This window comes from Geodermatophilus sp. Leaf369 (assembly GCF_001424455.1).
Lineage (GTDB): Bacteria > Actinomycetota > Actinomycetes > Mycobacteriales > Geodermatophilaceae > Klenkia.
Window position 1 is genome coordinate 127,253 of the sequence record NZ_LMQA01000004.1, and the last position, 22,525, is coordinate 149,777.

Below are 22,525 nucleotides of genomic sequence, written 5' to 3' on the forward strand. Positions count from 1 at the left end.
CAGACTGGGCCGATGAACGACGTCCGCGGCGTGGTCCGGCTCCTCAACACCTCAGACGGGGGCGTGCTGTGCCTGGCCGGTGTGGTGTCGGCCGAGGTCGTGGCGGACTTCCACGGCCGGCACGGCCGCGAACCGGTCCCGGTGGCGGCGATCGACGCCGGCTCGGTCACCGCCCTCTCGGCGGAGGGCCTGGACCTGTTGCTCGACCACCTGGACGCGGCGTCCCTGCGCGGCCGTGACCTCCCCGTCCGCCGCTCCCAGGTCGTCGCCCGCAGCCTCCGCCAGGACTGACGCCCACCCCGACGACAAACGCCCTTGTCGTCAGGACCGGTGACGACGAGGGCGCTCGTCATCAGGTCGTGCGGCGGCCGGGCAGGGGCGTTGACCGGGACGCGGTGGTCTGCTCGGGTCGGCCCATGACACCGAACGCCGTCGCCGTGCTGATCTCCCACCGCACCCGACCCGGGGAGCGGGATGCCGTGCGGGCGATCTGGGAGGAGCGGATGGCCCCCGCTGTCGCGGACAACCCCGGTCACCTCGCCTACGTCTACTGCCTGGACGACGGCGACCACGACCGCATCACCGCGTTCCAGGTCTACGCCGACGCCGAGGCCGCCGCCGGGTTCCTGCGCACCGAGGTGTACCTCGCCTACGAGCGCGAGGTCGCCCCGCTGCTGCTGGGCCCTCCCGAAGTGCGCCGGCTCACCCCCACCTGGTCCACGTTCCCCGGCTGAGCGCTCAGCCGGCGCGGCGGGTGCGGGCGGCAGCGGCGAGGTCGGCGAGGAGGGCCTCGGTGGTGGGCAGGTCGACGCAGGCGTCGGTGACCGACTGGCCGTAGACCAGCCCACCGGGCTGCGTGCGATCGAGGTCCTGGCGGCCGGCGACCAGGTTGCTCTCGATCATCACGCCGCGGATCGCGGTCTCCCCGCCGGCGACCTGCCCGGCCAGGTCCCGGACGACGTCGGCCTGGCGGCGGTGGTCCTTCTGGCTGTTGCCGTGCGAGGCGTCCACCACCAGCACCTCGGGCAGGCCGCGGGCAGCGAGCCGGCGGCGGGTGTCGGCGACGTGGGCGGCGGAGTAGTTCGGGCCGGCGGCGTCCCCGCGCAGGATCACGTGCCCGGTGTCGTTGCCGGTGGTGGACAGCTGGGCGCTGACCCCGTGCCGGTCGACGCCGAGGAACTCGTGCGCGGCGCGGGCGGATATCACCGCGGAGACGGCGACGTCGATGCTGCCCTCGGGCGAGTTCTTGAACCCGACCACGGAGGAGAACCCGGAGACCCGCTCACGGGCGGTCTGGTCGGTGACGTTGCGGGCGCCCACGCCGGCGTAGGTGACCAGTCCGTCGACGTACTGCGGGGTCAGGGCGTTGAGCGGCTCGGCGGCGACCGGGACGCCCAGCGCGGTGATCTCGGCCATGAGCATCCGGGTGGCGACCAGGCCGACGCTGATCCGGCTGGAGCCGTCCAGGAACGGGTCGTAGGCGAAGCCCTTCCAGTCGACCTCGGTGCGCGGCTTCTCGGTGTAGGTGCGCATCAGGATCTCGAGGTCGCCACCGTGCCGCTCGCGCATCGCGACCAGGAACGCGGCGTACTCCAGCGCGGCGACCGGGTCGTGGATCGAGCAGGGCCCGGCGATGACGGCGAGCCGGTGGTCCTCGCCGCGGAGGACGGCGGCGGTGGCCCGTCGGCCGGCCCGGGTGGTGGCCGCCGAGGCCGCGGTCAGCGGGACGACGGCCGCGACCGCCGCCGGGGTCACGACGACGCTGGCGCCGGTGATCCGGGCGTCGACCAGGTCGCCGGGCTCGACCGCGGTGCCGTCGTCGACGCCCATGGCGGCCTGGACGGCGGGGAGCAGCTCGGCGTGGGCGGCGTCGATCTGGGCGTTCACCCGCGTCTGGACCTCCAGCAGGGCGTCGGCGATGCGGGTCGCCGTCGGCAGGAGCTGGTCAGCGTGGATGGGGTGCCTCCTGGAACGGGGTGTCGGTCAGCGCACAGCATCCCGTGCCCCGGTCGCGGGCAGCCGGGCGGCCAGCAGCTCGGCCAGGTGCTCGCCGCGGACGCCGCCGACCTGGTCGAGCTGGGTGCGGCAGCTGAAGCCGTCGGCCAGGAAGGTCGCCCCCGGGGCGGCGGCGCGGACGGCGGGCAGCAGCGCGGTCTCGGCGACGGCGACGGACACCGCGTGGTGCCCGGCCTCGGCGCCGAAGTTGCCGGCCAGCCCGCAGCAGCCCCCCACCGCCGTGACGTCGGCCCCGGCGGCGGCGAGCAGTGCCCGGTCGGCCTCCCAGCCCAGGACGGCGTGCTGGTGGCAGTGCGGCTGGGCCACCCCGTGCACCCCGGTCAGGTCCGGCGGCGACCACCCGGTCCGGGTGGCCAGCAGCTCGGCCAGGGTGTGCGTGGCGGCGGCGACCCGGGCCGCGGCCTCGCCGGGCACCAGCTCCTCGGCGTCCCCGCGCAGGACCGCGGTGCACGAGGGCTCCAGCCCGACCACCGGCAGCCCGACGTCGAGGGCGGCCACGGTGCGGGCGATCTGGCTGCGGGCGGTGTCGAGCTGGCCGGTGGAGATCCAGGTCAGCCCGCAGCAGACCGGCTCGGTGACCCGGACGGCGAACCCGGCGTCCTCCAGCACGGCCACGGCGGCCTGCCCGACCGCGGGGGTGAAGTGGTCGGTGAAGGTGTCCACGAACAGCACGACCGGGTCGCCGCCCGTGCGCACCGGGCGGTCGGCGAACCAGGCGCGGAAGGTCTGCTCGGCGAACCGGGGCAGCGGGCGGGCGGGGTCGATGCCGCCGGCGGCCCGGGCCAGCGCGGCGACGGCCGTCGTCCCCAGCAGGGCGTTGACCGGCCGGGGCGCGCGGGCGACGAGCCGCGCGGTGACCGGCAGCCAGCCCAGCGACCAGTGCGACCGCGGCCGCCACCAGCGGCGGTACCGGGCGTGCAGCGCCTCGGACTTGTAGGTCGCCATGTCGACACCGGCCGGGCAGTCCGAGGCGCAGCCCTTGCAGGACAGGCAGAGGTCCAGGGACTCGAGCACCTCGGGGGCGGCGAGCCCGCCGACCAGGGTGCCGTTGGCGGCCTCCTGCAGCACCCGCGCGCGGCCGCGGGTGGAGTCCTTCTCGTCCCGGGTGGCCAGGAACGACGGGCACATCACGCCGCCGGTGGCGGTCGCGTCGGCCCGGCACTTGCCGACGCCCACGCACCGGTGCGCGGCCACCGACAGGTCGCCGCCGTCGTGCGGCAGCGTGAACACCCGCGACGGCAGCGCCCGGGCCGCGGGCACCCGCAGCGTCGCGTCCAGCGGCTCGGGGTCGGTGATCACCCCCGGGTTGAGCAGCCCCGTCGGGTCGAAGGCGTGCTTGACCGCGGCGAAGGCGGCGATCAGCTCGGGTGCGTACATCCGGGGCAGCAGCTCGCTGCGGGCCCGGCCGTCCCCGTGCTCGCCGGACACCGAGCCGCCGTACCCGGCGACCACGTCAGCCGCCGCGGTGACGAACTCCCGGTACACCCGGGGCCGGTCGGCGAACGGGAAGTCGATCCGGGCGTGCACGCAGCCGTCCCCGAAGTGCCCGTAGACCAGTGCGTCGAGTCCGTGGGCGTGCAGCAGGCCGCGGAAGTCCCGCAGGTAGGCGCCCAGGTGCTCGGGCGGGACGGCGGCGTCCTCCCAGCCGGGCCAGGCCGGGGCGCCGGCGGGGGTGCGCCCGCCCAGGCCTGCGCCGTCCTCCCGGATCCGCCACAGCCGGAGCGCGTCCGCGCCGGTCACGACGAGGGAGTCCAGCGCCCCGGCGTCGGCGGCGAGCCGGCGCGCGGCGTCCGCGGCGTCGGCAGGCGAGGTGCCCCCGACCTCGACGAACAGCCAGCCCTCCCCCCGCGGCAGGTCCGGGACGGCGTCCTGGCCCTTGCGGCCGCGGACGACCTCGACCAGCCGGGCGTCCAGGCCCTCGACCGCGCGCGGGGCGTGCGGCAGCAGGCCGGGGACGGCGTCCGCGGCCGCCGGCATGTCGGGGTAGCCCAGCACGACCAGGGCGGTGGCCGCCGGCACCCGCGCGAGGGAGACGGTCGCCCCCAGCAGGACGGCCAGGGTGCCCTCGCTGCCGGCCAGGAACCGGCCCACGTGCCGGCCCCGCTCGGGCAGCAGGTGCTCCAGCGAGTAGCCCGACACCTGCCGGTGGAAGCGCCCGGACCCGGTGCGGATCGCGGCCAGCGCCCCGTCGACCACCGGCCAGAGGTCGACCGGGCCGGCCGAGCCCGGTCCGGCGGTGAACCGGTCACCCGCGGCGGTGACGACGTCCAGGGCGACCACGGTGTCCGCGGCCCGCCCGGCGCTCATCGCGTGCGCCCCGCAGGCGTTGTTGCCGATCGTGCCGCCGAAGGTGGCCCGGGAGTGGGTCGAGGGGTCCGGCCCGTAGGCCAGCCCGTGCGGGGCACCGGCGCGGGTCACGTCGTCGAGCACCACGCCGGGCTGCACGGTTGCCGTGGCGGCCTCGGGGTCCAGGGCGAGGATGCGGGTCAGGTGCCGGGAGGTGTCCAGCACCAGGCCGGGGCCGATGGCGTTGCCGGCGATCGAGGTGCCCCCGCCGCGCATCGTCAGCGGCGCGCCCAGCTCGCGGCAGACCGCCAGCGCGGCGAGCACCTCGTCGGTGTGCCGGGGGTACGCGACCGCGGTGGGGACGACGCGGTGGTTGGAGGCGTCCGAGCTGTACTCGGCCCGCCGGCGCGTCCCGTCCTCCACCTCGGTCAGCCCCGCGGCCCGCAGGGCCTCGACGAGGCTCATGCCGGCAGCGCCGGGACCTCGACCCGACGACCGGTGGCTAGCGCCTGGAGTCCGGCCGCGCAGACCACCGCGGCGGCCAGTCCGTCCCGCGCACCGGGTCCGGCCACCCCGCGTCCGGCGGCGACGGCGTCCAGCCAGGCCCGCAGCTGCAGGTCGTACGCCGCAGCGAACCGGGTCCGGTAGTCCGCCGGCACCGCGGTCCCCCGGTGCCCGGGGGTCTGCCGGACCGGGCCGGTGGGCAGCCCGACCAGCACGCTGCCGTCCTCGGCGACCAGCTCGGTGCGCACCTCGTAGCCGACCCCGGTGCGCACGAAGCACTCGACGTCGACCAGCCGGCCGCCGCTGGTCTCTAGCAGCACCAGGAGCGGGTCGGACTCCCCCGCCGGGGCGTGCCGGGTGGCCCGCGGCCGGTGCACGGTGACCGCGGTGACCTCCTCGCCCAGCAGCCAGCGGACGGTGTCCACCTCGTGCACGACCGAGCCGGTGATCATCAGGTCGGTCGTGGCCCGCGGCGGGCTGCTCGCGTTGCGGTGCACGCAGTGCATCAGCAGCGGCTCCCCCAGCTCCCGGTCGGCGATCGTCGTCCGCAGCGCGCGGAAGTCGGGGTCGAAGCGGCGCATGAACCCGACCTGCACCAGCGACCGGCCGGTGCGGGCGGCCACCGCGGCGTCGACGGCGGCCACCTCCGCGGCGGCCTCGACCGTGTCGGCCAGCGGCTTCTCGCAGAGCACCGGCCGGTCGGCGGCCAGGCAGGCCAGCGCGTACCCGGCGTGGGTGTCGTCGGGGCCGGCCACGACGACGGCGTCGACGTCCTCGGCGGTGATCGCGGCGTACGGGTCGGCCTCGACCCGGCAGCCCGGGAGGGTGGCGGCCAGCGCCGCCGCACCCGACCCGCCGGCGACGACGGTGACCCGGGCCCCGGCGACGTGCCCGGCGAGCCGGGCCGCGTGGTGGGCCCCCATCACGCCGGCGCCGACGACGGCCACCCGCACCGGGCCCGGGAGCGGACGGGGGTCGGTCGTGGTCGGCACAGCAGCACGCTACGACCCCGCGCCCGGTGACGTGCCAGGCTCACACCTCGTGACCAGCGCCCCCCAGGAGCCCGCCCGCCCGCACACGGTCGGGGTCGCCGTCGTCGGCGCCGGCTGGATGGGCCACCTGCACGCCCGGGCCCACCTCCGGCTGGCCCACCACTGGCCCGAGCTGCCGGTGCGCCCGCGGCTGGTCGTCGTGGCCGACCCGGTGGCCACCGCCCGGGAGGACGCCGTGGCCCGGTACGGGTTCGCCCGCTCCACCGTCGACTGGCGCGACGTGCTCACCGACCCCGAGGTCGACGTGGTGAGCGTGACCGCGCCCAACGCACTGCACCGGGAGATCGGCGTGGCGGTCGCCGAGGCGGGCAAGCACCTGTGGATCGAGAAGCCGGTCGGGCTGACCGTGGCCGACGCCCGGGCGGTGGCCGACGCCGTCGCCGCGGCCGGGGTCTGCGCCACGGTGGGGTTCAACTACCGGCAGGTGCCGGCGGTCGCGCGGGCCCGGCAGCTGATCGCCGACGGCGCGCTCGGCGCCGTCCGGCACACCCGGGTGCGGCTGCTCACCGACTACGCCGCCTCCCCCGCCGGCTCGCTGACCTGGCGCTTCCAGACCGCGCAGGGCGGCACCGGGGTGCTCGGCGACCTCGCGGTGCACGGGGTCGACCTGGTCCGCTTCCTGCTCGGGGAGGTCGCCGAGGTGGTCGCGGACACCGAGCGGTTCATCCGGCAGCGTCCCCTGGCCGCCGAGGGCGCCAGCCAGTACGACACCGTCGTGGGCGGCCCGACCGGCGAGGTGGAGAACGACGACCACGTCGCCTTCCTGGCCCGCACCGTCGCCGGGTCGATGGTGTTCCTGGAGGCCAGCCGGGTCGCGGTCGGCAAGCAGAACGACTACGGGTTCGAGGTGCACGGCGACCGCGGGTTCCTGGCCTGGGACTTCCGCCGTCCCGCCGAGCTGGTGGTCTGCGCCGGCGAGGGGCACACCGACCGGTTCGCCACCACGACCACCTCGGTGCCCGGGGACGGCGTCTTCGCCCGCTTCCAGCCCGGCGCCGGGAACGGGCTGGGCTTCGACGACACCAAGGTCGCCGAGTGCGCGGCGTTCCTCACCGGTGTGCTGGCCGGACGCAGCGGGGGCGCCACCCCGGCCGATGCGGTCGCCGCCGCCGAGGTCCTCGCCGCCGTCGGCACCTCGGTGGCCACCCGTGCGTGGAGCCCCGTCCGGGGGTGAGCAAGCCCACCGACCAGATCGGTCGGTGAGCCGACCAGATCGGTCGGCGGCGGTTACCGTCGTCCCCGTGACACGACCGTTCCGCCAGCAGATCGACGCGGGCATCCTCGACCGCGCCGCGGCGATCTTCGCCCGCCGGGGGTTCGCCAAGACCTCCGTCCAGGACGTCGCGGACGCCGTGGGGCTGTCCAAGGCCGGCCTGCTGCACCACTTCCCCAGCAAGGAGCAGCTGCACGACGCCGTCCTCGCGCAGTCCGACGCACTCGGCGGGCGGCTGCTGGACGCCGTCGAGGGCCTGCCGCCCGGGCCCGACCGGGACCGGCGCGCCGTCGAGGTCGTGGTGGACATCGCGCTGGCCCACCCTGGCGTCGTCTCCCTGCTGCTCACCCCGATCACCGCCGACCCCGGCCAGCACGACCCCACCGACGCCGCCGCGGCCGCGATGCGCGCCTTCGGGGTCGACCCCGAGGCCGTCGCCGACACCGACCCGGAGCGGGTCGTGCGGGTGATCGGCGCGCTCGCCGGCCTGGCCGTCCTCGCCCTGGCGGCGGTCCAGGAGGACCTCACCACCGCGTGGCGCCCGCTCATGGTCGCCACGGCGCTCGACACCCTCGGACACCGCTCCACCCGCACCCCCGCCCACCCCTCGATGGAGGCCTGACCCCATGGCTGCCCTGCTGTCCCGTCTCGGCGCGTTCTCCTACCGCCGCCGACTCCCCGTGGTCCTGACCTGGGTGCTGGTGCTGCTGCTCAGCGGCGTCGGCGCGGTCACCCTGGCCGGCACCACGACCAACTCCTTCTCCATCCCCGGTCAGGAGTCCACCCGGGCACTGGAGCGGATCGGCGAGGAGTTCGGCGGCACCGGTGACGGGGCCACCGCCCGCGTCGTCCTGCAGGCCCCGGACGGGCAGACGCTGACCACCCCGGAGAACGCCGCCGTGGTCACCGCGCTCGTCGCCGACCTGGCCGAGCAGCCCGGCGTGGTGTCGGCCAGCAACCCGCTGGACCCGGCCCAGCCCACGGTCAACGCCGAGCAGACCACCGCGTACAGCACGGTCACCTACGACGTCGGCCCCGGTGAGGTCACCGTCGAGGACCAGGACGCCCTCGCCGCCGCCCTGGACACCGCCCGCGACGCCGGCCTGACCGCCGAGGTCGGCGGGGACGCCGCACAGCCCCCGTTCCACATCGGGGGCATCGCCGAGGTGCTCGGCGTCGTCGTCGCCCTCGTCGTCCTCGCCGTCACCTACGGCTCGCTGGTCACCGCGGGGATGAACCTGCTGACCGCCATCGTCGGGGTCGGCGTCGGCGTGCTGGGCATCACCATCGTCACCGGCTTCGTCGAGCTGTCCTCGACCACCACGATCCTGGCGGCGATGCTGGGCCTGGCGGTCGGGATCGACTACGCGCTGTTCATCGTCAGCCGGTACCGGCAGGAACTCGCCCGGGGCTCGAGCGTGGGGGCCGCGATCGCCACCGCGGTCGGCACGGCCGGGTCCGCCGTGGTCACCGCCGGGCTCACCGTCGTCATCGCGCTGACCGGGCTGTCGATCGTCGGCATCCCGTTCCTCACCCAGATGGGCCTGGCTGCCGCGGCCACCATCCTGGTCGCCGTGCTGGTCGCGCTGACCCTGGTGCCCGCCGTCCTGGGTCTGCTCGGCCGCCGGGTGCTGCCGCGCAGGCACCGGGGCGCCGCCGACGGTGCCGAGCTGGTGCCCGCCCGGGAGGGTCGCGCGCTGGCCGGCTGGATCGGCACCGTCACGAAGCACCGGGTGCTCTCGCTGCTGACCGCGGTCCTCGCCCTGGGCGTCGTCTCGATCCCGTTCTTCTCGATGCAGACCACGCTGGTGCAGACCCCGGCCGAGGGCACCTCCCAGGCCCGCGCCGACGCCCTGCTCTCCGACGGCTTCGGCGAGGGCCTGCTCGGCCCGATCACGGTGTTCTTCGACGGCGCCGGTGCCGCCGAGCAGGCCACCGCGCTGGCCCCGGCCATCACCGGGCTCACCGACGTCGCCACCGTCACCCCGGCGATCCCGAACGCCGACGACAGCGCGGCGCTGCTCACCGTCATCCCGCAGTCCGGGCCCACCTCGGAGGCAACCGAGACCCTGGTGGCCGACCTGCGCGGGCTGCTCGCCGACACCGACGGGGTGGACGCCGCCGTCACCGGTGCCACCGCGGTGAGCGTGGACGTCGCCCAGAGCCTGGACGCCGCCCTGCCGGTCTACCTGGTGCTCGTCGTCGGGCTGGCCCTGGTGCTGCTGATCCTGGTGTTCCGCTCGATCCTGGTCCCGCTGATCGGCGTGCTGGGCTTCCTGCTCACCATCGGCGCCTCGCTCGGGGCCACCGTCGCGGTCTTCCAGTGGGGCTGGCTGTCCGGCCTGGTCAACCTGGACTCCACCGGTCCGCTGATCAGCCTGACCCCGATCCTGGTGATCGGGATCCTCTTCGGGCTGGCGATGGACTACCAGATCTTCCTGGTGTCGCGGATGCACGAGGCGCACACCCAGGGCGCCAAGGCCATCGACGCGGTGCGGCTGGGCTTCACCCGCGCCGCCCCGGTGGTGGTCGCCGCCGCGCTGATCATGTTCTCGGTGTTCGCCGGGTTCGTGCCGGCCGGTGACGCGACGATCAAGTCGATCGCCTTCGCGCTGGCCGCCGGCATCCTCTTCGACGCCTTCGTCGTCCGGATGGTGCTGGTGCCCGCTGCGCTCGCCCTGCTGGGCGAGCGGGCCTGGTGGCTGCCCCGCTGGCTGGGCTGGCTGCCGCACCTGGACGTCGAGGGCAGCGCGCTGGAGACCTCGCGGCCGGCGGCCGCCGAGCACGGTCGGCACGAGGCGCCGGAGCCCGCCGGCCGGGCCTGACCGACAGCACGGACAGCAGGGCCCGGTGGTCGACCCGACCGCCGGGCCCTCCTGCTGCCAGGATCGGTGCGTGCCTGCACCGGTGGTCCTGGAAGTCGCGGTCAACGGCTCGACGCCGCCGTCGGTCAACCCGCACGTGCCCCGCACACCGCTCGAGGTGAGCCGGGACCTGCTGGCCTGCATGGACCTCGGCGCGACCATCGGGCACCACCACACCGACGACACCATGTTCACCGAGACCGGGGTGCACGCCGTCGAGCCCTACGTCCTGGCCTGGACGCCGGTCCTGGCCGCGCACCCCGACGTGCTGCTCTACCCCACGATGGCCGCCGGGGCCCGGGGCATCGCGGTCGAGGACCGGTGGGGACACGTCGAGGAACTCGCCCGTCGGCGGCTGGGCGGCATGACGCTGGTCGACCCGGGCTCGGTGGACCTCGGTCTGATGTCGGACGGGACGTGCCCGCCCGCCGCGGCGGCCGGGCCCTACCAGAACAGCACCGCCGACACCGAGCACATGTGCGCCCGGACGACGGCACTCGGGGCCGCCCCCAGCATCTCGGTCTTCGAGCCCGGCTTCCTGCGCACCGCGCTCACCCTGCAGCGGCACGGCCGGCTGCCCGCCGGGGCGATCGTCAAGCTGTACTTCGGCGGCCAGCTGGAGTTCGGGCTGCCGCCCACGCCCACCGCGCTGGAGGCCTACCTCGAGCTGCTGGAGCCCAGCGGGCTGCCGTGGTCGGTGGCCGTGCTCGGTGGGGACGTCGTCGCCTGCGGGCTGGCCGAGCACGCGGTGCGCCGGGGCGGCCACCTGCGGGTCGGGCTGGAGGACTTCGCCGGCCCCGGGACGCCGACGAACGCCGAGCTGGTGCGCGGCGCGGTCGAGCTGCTCGCCGACCTCGGCACCCGGCCCACCACCATCGCCGAGACGCGGGCGGTGCTGGGCCTGGCCCTGCACGCCCGGCCGCCGCGGGACTAGCGGGTCAGCAGCTCGCTGAGTGCCGCCGGCGCGTCGGCCGGACCCTGCATCGGCGCCCAGCGGGCGCCCACCCGGGCAGCCAGCTCGGCGGCCTGGTCGCAGTCGTCGGCCGGGGCCAGCACCACCAGCTCGTCCAGCCGGGCCGCCGCGGGCACCGGGTCGACGTCGTCGCTGGCCCGGCAGTCCGAGAGCAGCACGGTCACCCGCCGGGCCGCCCGCGACCGGCCCAGCTGCTCCCCCGCCGCGCTCAGCGCCGCCGACAGGGCCGTGACGCCGTCCCCGCGCAGCCGGAGCACCCGGTCGACCACGTCGGTGGGCGGGCTCGCCGAGCCGATGGTGCGCAGCTCGGTGACCCCGCGGGCGAAGGACAGCACCGCCCAGTCCCCCGGCGCGCGCCAGGCGCAGGCCGCCGCGGTGAGCGCGGCCGCGGCCAGCCGGGCGCCGCCCATCGAGCCCGAGGCGTCCACCAGCAGGCACACGGCGAGCTCCGGACGGGCCCAGGCGCGGGCGGTCAGCTCGTCCAGCGCCGGCGCCCGGCCCAGTGCCCGGGCGTCGGCGATCGCCGGCATCGAGGCGTCCAGGTCCAGGTCGCCCCCACGGTCGGCGGGCACCGCGCGCAGCCTGCCGATCCCCCGGTCGCGGGGCGGGCCCTGGCGGGCCCGGTCGAGCACGATCCGGCCGGCCAGCCGCCGGGCGGCCGCGCGCAGCGACTCGTCGGTGGCCCCGGCCATCTCGGCCAGCAGCGCCAGGGCGTCGTCGGGGTCGGCGGCCAGCGCGTCGTCGAAGGCGTCGGCGTCGAGCACCCCGACCTCCGGGGAGATCTCCGCGAACGAGGACCGCCGCGCCAGCTCGCTGCGCGGCGTCGTCCGGTCACCGGGCCGCGAGCGTGGCCGGGCCGGGCGGTCGGCGCCGGGTGCGGGGCCCGCCGGTGGCGGGCTCACGCTCCCCCCGGCGCACCACCGCCCTCGTCGTCGCTCGCGTCGTCGTCGGTGTCGGGAGTGGGCTCGGCGCCGAACTGGGCCTCGTACAGCTCCCGGACGACGGCCTCCGGCGAGCGGGTGCACGACTCGGTCAGCCGGATGCGGCCCGAGAGGGCGACCAGGGCGGCGTCCAGCCCGACGTGCCAGTCCGTCGTCGGCACACCGCGGCGGCCCGCCAGGGACACCGCCAACCGGGTGAGGTCGATGGCCCCACGCACCGAGGAGCCGACCCGGACGTCGGCGTGCTCGCGGGTGCCGCGCACCAGCGCGACCACCCGCGTGCGCCACTCCTCGTCCAGCGCCGGCGCCTTGAGGTCGACGATCGCGGCCTCGTCGTCGGCACCCTGGTAGCCCATGGTGATCCGGCAGACCCGGTCGTAGACCGCCGAGGAGATCCGCGCGGTGCCCACCGCGTCGAAGGGGTTCATGGCGGCGACCAGCCGGAACTCCCGGGCGGCGGCGACCCGACCCAGGCGCGGCACGTGCAGCTCGCCCTCGCTCATCACCGTGATGAGCACGTTGAGGGTCTCCTCGGGGATCCGGTTGACCTCCTCGACGTAGAGCAGCGCGCCCAGCCGCAGCGCCTCGACCAGCGGGCCGTCGACGAAGGTCTCCGGGCCGTAGCCGTGCTCCAGCACCTGGGCGGGGTCGAAGTGCCCGATCAGCCGGGCCGGGGTGAGCTCGGCGTTGCCCTCGACGAAGACGAACGCGCTGTGCGCCTCCTCGGCGACCGCCCGCAGCAGGGTCGTCTTGCCGGTGCCGGGCGGGCCCTCGAGCACCACGTGCGCCCCGGAGTCCAGGGCGGCCACGAGCAGCTCGACCTCACGGGCCCGGCCGACGACCGGGGTGACCGGGTCACCCGGCCCGGACGCGGTGGCGTCCGGGCCGGGGAGCGTGGAGAGCTGGCTCACGAGTGGTCGTGCACCAGCACACCGCGGACGTTCTTGCCGTTGAGCAGGTCCTCGTAGCCCTCGTTGACCTGCTCCAGCGTGTACGTGCGGGTGATGATTTCGTCGAGCTTGATGTCCCCGCTCTGGTAGAGCCCCAGGATCTTCGGGATGTCCACCGTCGGGTTGCAGTCGCCGAACAGCGAGCCCTTCACCGTCTTCTTGAACAGCGTCATGATCGACCCGGGCAGGTTGACGTTCTGGGTCGACAGCTTGTTCAGCCCGGTGAGGACGACGGTGCCGCCCTTGCCGGTGGCGTCGAACGCGCCGGTGACGATCTCCTCGGTGACCAGGCCGGCGGTGACGATGGTCTTGTCCGCGCCGTTGCCGTTGGTCATCTGGCGGGCGAGCTCACCGGCCTCCTCCGACGTCGCGACGGCGTGGGTGGCGCCGAGCTCCATGGCCTTCTCCCGCTTGTTCTCCAGCGGGTCGATGGCGATGAGGTTCTTGGCCCCGGCGTAGCGGGCGCCCTGCACGGCGTTGATCCCGATGCCGCCGATGCCCGAGACGATGACGGTCTCCCCGGGCTGCACGTCGGCGGCGTTGACCGCCGAGCCCCAGCCGGTGGGCACACCGCAACCGACCAGGACGGCCTTGTCCAGCGGCAGGTCGTTCTCCACCTTGACCACGCTGTTCTGGTGGATGGTGGCGTACTGGCTGAACGTGCCGAGCATGCACATCGCGCCGTAGTCCTTGATCGGACCGGGGCCGGTGAACGGGAAGCGCTCGCCGGGCAGGTAGCCCTCCAGGATCGTCGCGCCCATGTCGCAGATGGCCTGCTGGCCGGTGGCACACCAGCGACAGACCCCGCAGTTGGGGATGAAGGAGCAGACCACGTGGTCGCCGACGGCCACCCGGGTCACGCCGGGGCCGACCTCCTCGATGATCCCGGCGCCCTCGTGGCCCAGGACCATCGGCAGCCGGGCCTCGAGGTCGCCGTGGGAGATGTGCACGTCGGAGTGGCAGAGCCCCGCGTGGGTGTAGCGGATGAGCACCTCACCGGCCTGCGGGCCGTCCAGGTCCAGCTCGACGATCTCGATGGGCTTGCCGGTCTCGTAGACCACCGCGGCCTTGGTCTTCACAGGGGAGCTCCTTCGCGCGTCGTTGCACAGGGTCCGGCCGGGGCCGGCTCCCCCACCTTCGTCGGGTGCGCATGTGGCCACCACCCCCGAAAGTGAGTAACGCCACTCAGTGGACCCCCGTGGTGCTGCGGTCCCCCGGCGTCCCGGCCGCGGGCACGGTGGACCCCAGCGGGCGCACAGGGCGCCCACCGGTGGACGGAGCGGACCATGAGCGGCAGCAACCCGATGAAGAACAAGAACACCTCGGCCTTCTTCGCCCAGGCCGCACTGGCGTTCGGGATCAGCACGGTGGGCCTGATGGTCGGCATCCTCTACCTGCCCATCGACGCCTGGGCCCGGGCCTTCCTGGCGATGACCGGCCTGTTCGTCGTCACCTCGGCCTTCACCCTGGCCAAGGTGATCCGGGACGCCCAGGAGGGCTCGACGGTGATGTCCCGCCTCGACGAGGCCCGCCTGGAGCGTCTGCTGGCCGAGCACGACCCGTACCGCCAGCCCCAGCTCTGACCCGCCGTCCCCCTCGGCGTTGATCAGCTCAGACGACCAATGTGCGTCCTCCTCCACCGACCCCGGTGGAGGAGGACGCACGTGTGTCGTCGGAGCTGATCGAAGCCGGGGTCAGGCCTTGGCGGCGGCGGTCTTCGCCAGGTGCAGCCAGGTGTCGACGACGGTGTCGGGGTTCAGCGACATCGAGCCGATGCCCTGCTCGAGGAGCCAGTCGGCGAGGTCGGGGTGGTCGCTGGGGCCCTGGCCGCAGATGCCGACGTACTTGTCCCGGGCCAGGCAGGCCGCGATCGCCATCTCCAGCACCTTGAGCACCGCCGGGTTGCGCTCGTCGAAGCTGGCGGCGACCAGGGAGGAGTCGCGGTCCAGGCCGAGCACCAGCTGGGTCATGTCGTTGGAGCCGATGGAGAACCCGTCGACGTGGTCGAGGAAGGCGTCGGCGAGCAGCGCGTTGGAGGGCAGCTCGCACATCATCACCACCGACAGGTCGTTCTCCCCGCGGCGCAGCCCGTGCGAGGCCAGCAGCTCGATGACGCCCTCGATCTCGGCCACGGTCCGCACGAACGGGATCATGATCTTGACGTTGGTCAGGCCCATCTCGTCGCGCACGTACCGCAGGGCCTCGCACTCCATCGCGAAGCACTCGGCGAAGTCCGCCGACAGGTACCGCGAGGCGCCGCGGTAGCCCAGCATCGGGTTCTCCTCGTGCGGCTCGTAGGCCTCCCCGCCGAGCAGGTTGGCGTACTCGTTGCTCTTGAAGTCGCTCATCCGCACGATCACCGGCTCCGGGGCGAACGCCGCGGCGATCATCGAGACGCCCTCGGCGACCCGCTGGACGAAGAAGTCCCGGGCCGAGGGGTAGGCGACGATCTTCTCCTCGATCTCGGCCTTGAGCGGCGCGTCGAGGGTGTCCAGCTCCAGCAGGGCCCTGGGGTGGATGCCGATCTGCCGGTTGATGATGAACTCCAGCCGGGCCAGGCCCACCCCCGAGTGCGGCAGCCGGGAGAAAGCGAACGCCTGCTCCGGCGTCCCCACGTTCATCATGATCTTGGTGGGGATGTCGGGCATCTCGTCGAGCTTGGTCTCGGTGACGTCGAAGTCGACCAGGCCCTCGTAGACCAGCCCGGTGTCGCCCTCGGCGCAGGAGACGGTGACCTCCTGGCCGTCGGACAGCGCCCGGGTGGCGTTGCCGGTGCCGACGACGGCGGGGATGCCCAGCTCGCGGGCGATGATCGCGGCGTGGCAGGTGCGGCCACCCCGGTTGGTGACGATCGCCGAGGCGCGCTTCATGATCGGCTCCCAGTCGGGGTCGGTCATGTCGGCCACCAGCACGTCGCCGGCGGTGAACCCGTCCATCTGCTCGATGTCGGACAGCATGCGGACGGCACCGGCGCCGATCTTCTGCCCGATCGCCCGGCCCTCCACGACCGCCGTCCCGCTGCCGGTCATCCGGTAGCGCTCGGTGGTGGACCCGGTGCGGGACTGCACCGTCTCCGGGCGGGCCTGCAGGATCAGGATCTCCCCGGTGACGCCGTCCTTGCCCCACTCGATGTCCATCGGGCGGCCGTAGTGCTCCTCGATCTTCACCGCCTGGCGGGCGAGGGTGAGCACCTCGTCGTCGGTGAGCGACAGCAGTCGCCGGTCGGCGGGGGCGACCTCGACGAACTCCGTCGTCCGGCCCACCTCGGCGTGCTCGGTGTAGACCATCTTGGTCGCCTTGTCCCCGACCCCGCGCTTGAGGATCGCCGGGCGGCCGGCGGCCAGCGCGGGCTTGTAGACGTAGAACTCGTCGGGGTTCACCGCGCCCTGCACGACGCCCTCGCCCAGCCCGTAGGCGGAGGTGACGAACACCGCGTCCCGGAAGCCGGACTCGGTGTCCATGGTGAACAGCACGCCCGAGGCACCGACGTCCGAGCGGACCATCCGCTGCACGCCGGCCGACAGCGACACGTCGGCGTGGGCGAAGCCGTGGTGCACGCGGTAGGCGATGGCCCGGTCGTTGTAGAGGGAGGCGTAGACCTCCCGGACGGCCTGGAGCACGGCGTCGATGCCGCGCACGTTGAGGAAGGTCTCCTGCTGGCCGGCGAACGAGGCGTCGGGCAGGTCCTCGGCGGTCGCGCTGGAGCGGACGGCGAAGGAGGCCTCGGCGTCGTCGCCGACGAGCTTCTCGTAGGCGGTGCGGATGTCGGCCTCCAGGGCCGGCGGGAACGGCTGGTCGACCACGGCCTGCCGGATCTGCTTGCCCGCCGCCGACAGCGCCCGGACGTCGTCGGTGTCCAGCTCGCGGAGCTGGGCGTTGATCCGGTCGGCCAGCCCGGTGTCGCCCAGGAACCGCTGGTAGGCCGCGGCGGTGGTGGCGAAACCGTCGGGCACGCTCACCCCGGCGTCGGCCAGGTTGCTGATCATCTCCCCGAGGGAGGCGTTCTTGCCGCCGACGACCTCGAGGTCGGCCAGGCCCAGGTCGGCGAACCAGCGCACGTTGTCGGCGTCGTCGGGCACGGCGGGGACGGTCTGGCCGGTGGTGGTGTCGGTGCTCATGGGCTGGTGGTCCTTCCACGACGGGGGGCGGTCCCGGCGCGACGTCGCTGCCGGGCGAGGGTCTGGATGACGACGGCGGCGATCTCCTCGACCGAGGCCGCGGAGGTGTCGACGGTGGGCAGGTTGTGGGTGTCGTACATGTCCACGGCGCGGCGGAGCTCCCAGCGGCACTGGTCCTCGCTGGCGTACGTCGAGTCCGGACGACGTTCCTGCCGGACCCGGGACAGCCGGGAGACCGTGGTGGTCAGCCCGAAGCAGCGCCCGGCGAGGTCCTTGACCGGGCGGGGCAGGTCGGTGGTCTCCAGGTCCTCGTCGACCAGCGGGTAGTTGGCCACGAAGAGCCCGTGCTGCAGGGCCAGGTACATGGCGGTGGGGGTCTTGCCGCAGCGCGAGGGCGCCAGCAGCACGACGTCGGCCCGCTCCAGTCCGCGCGAGCCCAGCCCGTCGTCGTGCTCGATGGCGAACTCGATGGCCGCCATCCGGTCGTTGTAGCGCCGGACGTCGCCCACCCCGTGCAGCCGGCGGGCCTCGCGCAGCCCGCGGGAGCCCAGCTGCTCCTCGACCCGGGCCATGTGGATGCCGAAGAAGTCGATGATCGGGGCCGTGGTGCGCAGCAGCTCCTCGCGCACCTCGTCGACCGCGGCGGTGGTGAACACCAGCGGCTTCACCGGGCCCTCCATCGCGGCGTCGAGCTGGGCGACGACGTCGCGGGCCTGCTCGACGGTGGAGATGAACGGGATGAGGGTGCGCTCGAAGTGCACGTCGGGGAACTGGATGAGCAGCGCGTTGCCCATCGTCTCGGCGCTGATCCCGGTGCTGTCGGACAGGAAGAACACCGGTACCGGTTCGTCGTCGGTCATCAGGTGTTCCTCCGGTGGTCACGCGACGCTGCACGACAGGGACTACTGGGGGTGAGCATCACACGGCTCAGAACGCGTCGCCGCTCCGCCAGGGCATCTCCTGCAGGAGGAAGCCGTTCCCGTCGGGGTCGGCGAACGAGGCCATCAGCACCCCGCCGCCGACGTCGGTGACGTCGGTGACGTCCACCCCGCGGCCGACCAGTTCGGCCCGGGCGGCGTGCGCGTCGGCGACGACGAGGTGCACGCCCCGCACCGGGGTGCCCTGGTAGAGGTCCAGGCCGGTGCCGAAGCCGATCGAGCACCCCGACCCCGGCGGGGTCACCTGCACGATCCGCACACCGCCGTCCATCGCGTGGTCGACGTCGACGTGCCACCCGAGGCCGTCCCGGTAGAACACCAGCGCCCGGTCGACGTCGGACACCGGGACCGGTACGAGCTCCAGCTTCACGTCCATCGCGTGATCATGGACCACGCGGGGGGCGCAGCGGCACCCGGCAGACTGCAGCGATGACCGCTCCCACCACCCTCCTGGACCAGCTGCGCGAGCAGGAGCACCGCCTGGTGTTCGACGGCTTCGACGAGTCGACCGCCTGGACGGTGGGCTCGACGCTGCGGGCCACGGCGCTGGGCCTGGAGCTGCCGGTGGCGATCTCGGTGCGCCGCAACGGCCAGCGCCTGTTCCACACCGCGCTGCCCGGTTCGTCGGCGGACAACGACGCCTGGCTGGAGCGCAAGTGCGCCGTCGTCGACCGGTTCGGGCACTCCTCGCTGCTGATCGGCGAGCAGTTCCGCCAGGGCGGGACCAGCTTCGAGGCCGGGTCCCGGCTGGACCCCGACCGGTTCGCCGCGCACGGCGGGGCGTTCCCCGTGCTGGTGCGCGGCACCGGGTGCGTGGGCACGATCGCAGTGTCCGGGCTGCCGCAGCGGGCCGACCACGACCTCGTCGTCCGGGTGCTGGCCGACCACCTCGGCGTCGACCTGACCTGAGCCGCTCGGCCGGGTGGCTGGGCCACCCGGCCGGCGGGACTCAGCGGACCGGGTCGGAGGCGGTGACGCCCAGGTCGGCGCCCCGGGTCTCCTTGATCATCGAGACGGCGGCGAAGCTGATCGCGGCCAGCACCATCATGTAGACGCCCACCGAGATGCCGGTGCCGGTCTCCTGCACCAGCAGCTCGCTGATCGCCGGGGCGAACGCACCGCCCAGGATCGCGCCCAGGGCGTAGCCGATCGAGACTCCGGAGTAGCGGACGGCGACCGGGAACATCTCGGCGTACATCGCCGACATGGGCCCGTAGGACAGCCCCAGCCCGACGGTGAGCACCAGCACCCCGATGCCGAACAGCCAGATGTTCGCGGTGTCGACGAGCAGGAACATCGGGATCATCCAGACGAAGACCAGCGCATAGCCGATCTGGAAGGTGCGCACCCGGCCGATCCGGTCGCTCAGCGAGCCGCCGTAGAGGGTGAACACGAGCCAACCCACCGAGGCCACCACGATGCAGGTGAGCACCGGGCCGCGGGCCAGGCCCAGGGTCTGGGTGCCGTAGCCGATGAAGTAGGCGATCACCAGGTAGCCGGCGGCGTTGTTGGCGACGAAGACCAGCGCGGTGAGCACGACCTGCTTGGTGTTGTGCGCGAAGAGGTCGCGCAGCGGCGCGGAGGACTCCCGCTTGCGCTGCTGCATCTCCTGGAAGACCGGGCTCTCCTCGACCGAGCGGCGGATCACGTAGCCGACCCCGATGAGCACCACCGACAGCAGGAACGGCACCCGCCAGCCCCAGGCGAGGAACTGCTCGGGGGTGGTGAGGGTGGTCATGAGCAGCAGCACGCCGGTGGCCAGGATCAGCCCGAGCGGGACGCCGATGCCCGGGTAGGCGCCGAAGAGCCCGCGGCGGCCGCGGGGAGCGTGCTCGACGGCCATCAGCGCGGCACCGCCCCACTCACCGCCGGCGGAGAAGCCCTGCAGCACCCGCAGCACGATCAGCAGCACGGGCGCGGCGATCCCGATGCTGGCGTAGGTGGGCAGCAGGCCGATCAGCGCGGTCGAGGCGCCCATCAGCAGCAGGGTGAACACCAGCATCTTCTTGCGGCCCAGCCGGTCGCCGTAGCGGCCGGCGACGATCGCGCCCAGCGGCCGGAACAGGAAGCTGATCCCGATGGTGGCCAGCGAGATGACGGTGGCCAGGCCCTCGTTGTCCTCGCTGACCGGGGCCAGGAACAGCGGGGCGAGGACGAGGGTCGCCGCCTGGGCGTAGATGAAGAAGTCGTACCACTCGATGGTGGTCCCGGCGAGCGTGCCGGCGAGGACCTTGCGCTCCTCGCGGGTGGTCTGGTGGCGGCCGGTGGGCCGGTCGGTCGTGGTGGTCATGCGGGACTCCGTCGTCCGTGGGTGTGGTGCGGGGCGCTCAGCGAGCGGGCTGGACCGTGCCGGTGACCTCCCCGAAGGAGATGCGGGTGCCGCCGGGGCCGGGGGCGGTCGCGGTGATGGTCACGGTGTCGCCGTCCTCGAGGAAGGAGCGGGTCGAGCCGTCGGCCAGCGTCAGCGGTTCGGCGCCGCCCCAGGAGAGCTCGATGAACGAGCCGCGCTGGTCACGCTCGGGGCCCGAGACCGTGCCGGAGGCGAACAGGTCCCCGGTGCGCAGGCTCGCCCCGTTGACCGTGAGGTGGGCCAGCTGCTGGGCCGGGGTCCAGTACATCTGGGCGAACGGCGGGCGGCTGACCTCCTGGCCGTTCAGCGTCACGACCAGCTCGAGGTCCAGGCCCCAGGGGTGCTCGGCGTCGTCCAGGTAGGGCAGCACCGGGGTCTCCCGGGGCGGCGCGGGCACCCGGGCGTCGGCGAGCGCAGCCAGCGGGACGACCCACGGCGAGATGCTGGTCAGGAAGGACTTCCCGAGGAACGGGCCCAGCGGCACGTACTCCCAGGCCTGCAGGTCGCGGCTGGACCAGTCGTTGACCAGGCAGACGCCGAACACGTGCTCGGCGAGGTCGCCCAGCGGCACCGGGGTGCCCAGCGCCGACGGGGTGCCGACGACGAAGCCGACCTCGGCCTCGATGTCCAGCCGCCGGGACGGCCCGAACGTGGGGACGTCGTCCGTGGGCGCCTTGTGCTGCCCCGAGGGCCGGACGACGGGGGTGCCCGACACGGCGACCGTCCCGGCCCGGCCGTGGTAGCCGATCGGCAGGTGGGTCCAGTTGGGGGTCAGCGGCGGGGAGTCCGGCCGGAACATGCGGCCGATGTTCTCCGCGTGGTGCCGCGAGCTGTAGAAGTCGACGTAGTCGGCCACCTCCACCGGCAGGTGCAGGGTCAGCCCGGCCAGCGGCAGCAGGTGGTCGGTGCCCTGGGCCAGGAGCTCCTGCAACCGGGCCCGCACGTCGTCCCAGTGCGCCCGGCCGCGGGCCAGGAACGCGTTGAGGGACGCCGTGGCGAAGTCGGCGGCGTGCGGGAGGTCGAGCGCGCCCACGTCGAGCACGAGGTCGTCGACCCGGACGCCGACCCTCCGGGGCCCGTCCGGGGTCTCGGAGAAGACGCCGAAGGGCAGGGTGTGGGTGTCCCGGCTCATGCAGCCGGCCCCCGTCCCGACCAGGACCAGGCGTACCTGCCGTCGTCCGAGGCCCGGCCGGCCTCGCCCAGGCCCAGCGGCCGGAACGTGTCGACCATGACCGCGAGCTCGTCGAAGGACTCGGCACCCAGCGAACCCTCGACGGCGCCGGGCTGCGGGCCGTGACTGTGCCCACCCGGGTGCAGCGACACCGAGCCCTTGCCGATGCCGGAGCCCTTGCGGGCCTCGTAGTCGCCGTCGACGTAGAACATGACCTCGTCGCTGTCGACGTTGGAGTGGTAGTAGGGCACCGGGACGGCGAGCGGGTGGTAGTCGACCTTGCGCGGCACGAAGTTGCAGATCACGAAGTTGCCGGCCTCGAACACCTGGTGCACCGGCGGCGGCTGGTGCACCCGGCCGGTGATCGGCTCGAAGTCGCTGATGTTGAACGCGTAGGGGTAGAGGCAGCCGTCCCAGCCGACGACGTCGAAGGGGTGCTCGGGGGTGACGTGCACCGTGCCGGCCAGCCCGCCCGGGCCGTCGCCGCGGTGCTTGACGTACACCTCGACGTCGGTGCCCTCCTCGACCAGCACCTCGGTGGGGCCACGCAGGTCGCGCTCGCAGTAGGGCGCGTGCTCCAGCAGCTGCCCGTACTTCGACAGGTAGCGCTTGGGCGGGCCGATGTGGCTGTTCGCCTCGACGGCGTAGGTGCGCAGTTCGCCGTCGGGCACCCAGCGGTGGGTGGTCGCCCGCGGGATGACGACGTAGTCGCCCGGGCCGACCTCCAGCGCGCCGAACACGGTCTCCACCCGCGCCCTCCCCCGCTCGACGTAGACGCACTCGTCGCCGACCGCGTTGCGGTAGTACGGGCTGGTCTGCGAGGACACCGCGTAGGAGATCCGCACGTCGGCGTTGCCCAGCACCAGCCGGCGGCCGAGCACCGGGTCGCGGTCGGCGTCGGTGAACAGGTCGTGCAGCTTGAGGTGCCGCGGCACCAGCGGGGTGTTGGCGACCAGCGACTGGTCGGGCAGCTCCCACGGCCGGGCGTCGACCAGCGAGCTGGGGATGCCGCGGTGGTAGAGCAGCGAGGAGTCCGACGAGAAGCCCTCCTCCCCCATCAGCTCCTCGCTGTACAGCCCGCCGTCGGGACGGCGGTGCTGGGTGTGCCGCTTGGGCGGGACGCTGCCCACCTGCCGGTAGAAGGCCATG

20 protein-coding genes are annotated in these 22,525 nt (G+C 74.1%); 8 read left to right on the top strand and 12 right to left on the bottom strand.

All coding sequences use genetic code 11. The annotated features are described in order from the left end of the window. Window positions 1-12: 12 nt before the first annotated feature. Together ASG36_RS22050 and ASG36_RS17015 are read left to right on the top strand one after the other, a co-directional pair. Window positions 13-291, top strand: a complete 279-nt coding sequence (locus ASG36_RS22050) for a hypothetical protein (RefSeq protein WP_055766665.1) — start codon at window positions 13-15, stop codon at window positions 289-291. 125 nt (window positions 292-416) lie between these two features. Continuing rightward, window positions 417-734, top strand: coding sequence for a putative quinol monooxygenase (locus ASG36_RS17015; RefSeq protein WP_055766668.1), 318 nt, complete (start codon window positions 417-419; stop codon window positions 732-734). A 4-nt stretch (window positions 735-738) separates the two neighbouring features. Here the strand turns inward: ASG36_RS17015 and ASG36_RS17020 are convergent, their stop codons facing one another. The 3 genes from ASG36_RS17020 to ASG36_RS17030 all read right to left on the bottom strand — a co-directional run bounded on the left by ASG36_RS17020 (window position 739) and on the right by ASG36_RS17030 (window position 5,798). Further along, window positions 739-1,887 carry a 3-deoxy-7-phosphoheptulonate synthase gene (locus tag ASG36_RS17020; RefSeq protein WP_235495163.1) on the bottom strand — a complete coding sequence of 383 codons (1,149 nt, stop codon included), beginning with the start codon at window positions 1,885-1,887 and terminating at the stop codon, window positions 739-741. A gap of 96 nt (window positions 1,888-1,983) precedes the next feature. After that, the gene (locus ASG36_RS17025; protein ID WP_055766671.1) at window positions 1,984-4,767 is read right to left on the bottom strand and encodes an FAD-binding and (Fe-S)-binding domain-containing protein; all 2,784 of its coding nucleotides are present in this window, start codon (window positions 4,765-4,767) and stop codon (window positions 1,984-1,986) included. Further along, a complete protein-coding gene (locus ASG36_RS17030) occupies window positions 4,764-5,798 on the bottom strand; it encodes a Gfo/Idh/MocA family oxidoreductase (protein ID WP_200944540.1) in 1,035 nt (344 codons plus the stop codon). Before ASG36_RS17030 ends, ASG36_RS17025 begins: the two co-directional genes overlap by 4 nt. A gap of 49 nt (window positions 5,799-5,847) precedes the next feature. Between ASG36_RS17030 and ASG36_RS17035 the strand changes: the two genes are divergently transcribed. From ASG36_RS17035 to ASG36_RS17050, 4 genes are all read left to right on the top strand, one after another. Beyond that, a complete protein-coding gene (locus ASG36_RS17035) occupies window positions 5,848-7,032 on the top strand; it encodes a Gfo/Idh/MocA family protein (RefSeq protein ID WP_200944541.1) in 1,185 nt (394 codons plus the stop codon). A 67-nt stretch (window positions 7,033-7,099) separates the two neighbouring features. After that, window positions 7,100-7,693 (top strand): TetR/AcrR family transcriptional regulator, encoded by a 594-nt coding sequence (locus ASG36_RS17040; protein ID WP_055766677.1) that lies wholly within the window; start codon window positions 7,100-7,102, stop codon window positions 7,691-7,693. A 4-nt stretch (window positions 7,694-7,697) separates the two neighbouring features. Then, the gene (locus ASG36_RS17045; protein WP_055766681.1) at window positions 7,698-9,896 is read left to right on the top strand and encodes an MMPL family transporter; all 2,199 of its coding nucleotides are present in this window, start codon (window positions 7,698-7,700) and stop codon (window positions 9,894-9,896) included. 70 nt (window positions 9,897-9,966) lie between these two features. Then, window positions 9,967-10,869 carry a 3-keto-5-aminohexanoate cleavage protein gene (locus ASG36_RS17050; RefSeq protein WP_200944542.1) on the top strand — a complete coding sequence of 301 codons (903 nt, stop codon included), beginning with the start codon at window positions 9,967-9,969 and terminating at the stop codon, window positions 10,867-10,869. Here ASG36_RS17050 and ASG36_RS17055 read toward each other — a convergent pair. From ASG36_RS17055 to ASG36_RS17065, 3 genes are read right to left on the bottom strand one after another with little or no spacing between them, the layout of a single operon-like run. Then, complete coding sequence (locus ASG36_RS17055; RefSeq protein ID WP_200944543.1) at window positions 10,866-11,810, bottom strand: VWA domain-containing protein; 945 nt, start codon at window positions 11,808-11,810, stop codon at window positions 10,866-10,868. The two genes, ASG36_RS17050 and ASG36_RS17055, sit on opposite strands and share 4 nt — an antisense overlap. Next, window positions 11,807-12,760 carry a MoxR family ATPase gene (locus tag ASG36_RS17060; protein WP_055766686.1) on the bottom strand — a complete coding sequence of 318 codons (954 nt, stop codon included), beginning with the start codon at window positions 12,758-12,760 and terminating at the stop codon, window positions 11,807-11,809. The genes ASG36_RS17055 and ASG36_RS17060 overlap by 4 nt, the downstream gene beginning before the upstream one ends. Beyond that, a complete protein-coding gene (locus ASG36_RS17065; protein WP_055766688.1) occupies window positions 12,757-13,878 on the bottom strand; it encodes an NDMA-dependent alcohol dehydrogenase in 1,122 nt (373 codons plus the stop codon). Before ASG36_RS17065 ends, ASG36_RS17060 begins: the two co-directional genes overlap by 4 nt. A 207-nt stretch (window positions 13,879-14,085) precedes the next feature. Between ASG36_RS17065 and ASG36_RS17070 the strand changes: the two genes are divergently transcribed. Then, a complete protein-coding gene (locus tag ASG36_RS17070) occupies window positions 14,086-14,382 on the top strand; it encodes a YiaA/YiaB family inner membrane protein (protein WP_055766691.1) in 297 nt (98 codons plus the stop codon). 111 nt (window positions 14,383-14,493) lie between these two features. Here the strand turns inward: ASG36_RS17070 and ppsA are convergent, their stop codons facing one another. The 3 genes from ppsA to ASG36_RS17085 all read right to left on the bottom strand — a co-directional run bounded on the left by ppsA (window position 14,494) and on the right by ASG36_RS17085 (window position 18,231). Beyond that, the gene (gene ppsA / locus ASG36_RS17075) at window positions 14,494-16,917 is read right to left on the bottom strand and encodes a phosphoenolpyruvate synthase (protein ID WP_055766694.1); all 2,424 of its coding nucleotides are present in this window, start codon (window positions 16,915-16,917) and stop codon (window positions 14,494-14,496) included. Then, complete coding sequence (locus ASG36_RS17080; RefSeq protein ID WP_055766698.1) at window positions 16,914-17,777, bottom strand: pyruvate, water dikinase regulatory protein; 864 nt, start codon at window positions 17,775-17,777, stop codon at window positions 16,914-16,916. The genes ppsA and ASG36_RS17080 overlap by 4 nt, the downstream gene beginning before the upstream one ends. A 67-nt stretch (window positions 17,778-17,844) precedes the next feature. Next, a complete protein-coding gene (locus ASG36_RS17085) occupies window positions 17,845-18,231 on the bottom strand; it encodes a VOC family protein (protein ID WP_055766701.1) in 387 nt (128 codons plus the stop codon). Between the two features lie 53 nt (window positions 18,232-18,284). Between ASG36_RS17085 and ASG36_RS17090 the strand changes: the two genes are divergently transcribed. Next, on the top strand, window positions 18,285-18,764 hold the full coding sequence (locus ASG36_RS17090; protein WP_055766705.1) for a heme-degrading domain-containing protein: 480 nt from the start codon (window positions 18,285-18,287) through the stop codon (window positions 18,762-18,764). A gap of 40 nt (window positions 18,765-18,804) precedes the next feature. Here the strand turns inward: ASG36_RS17090 and ASG36_RS17095 are convergent, their stop codons facing one another. The 3 genes from ASG36_RS17095 to ASG36_RS17105 are packed head-to-tail and all read right to left on the bottom strand — an operon-like array spanning window position 18,805 to window position 22,524. Beyond that, window positions 18,805-20,145, bottom strand: a complete 1,341-nt coding sequence (locus ASG36_RS17095) for an MFS transporter (RefSeq protein ID WP_055766707.1) — start codon at window positions 20,143-20,145, stop codon at window positions 18,805-18,807. A gap of 37 nt (window positions 20,146-20,182) precedes the next feature. Further along, on the bottom strand, window positions 20,183-21,337 hold the full coding sequence (gene fahA / locus ASG36_RS17100; RefSeq protein ID WP_055766710.1) for a fumarylacetoacetase: 1,155 nt from the start codon (window positions 21,335-21,337) through the stop codon (window positions 20,183-20,185). Beyond that, window positions 21,334-22,524, bottom strand: a complete 1,191-nt coding sequence (locus ASG36_RS17105) for a homogentisate 1,2-dioxygenase (protein ID WP_055766713.1) — start codon at window positions 22,522-22,524, stop codon at window positions 21,334-21,336. The genes fahA and ASG36_RS17105 overlap by 4 nt, the downstream gene beginning before the upstream one ends. Window position 22,525: the final 1 nt, after the last annotated feature.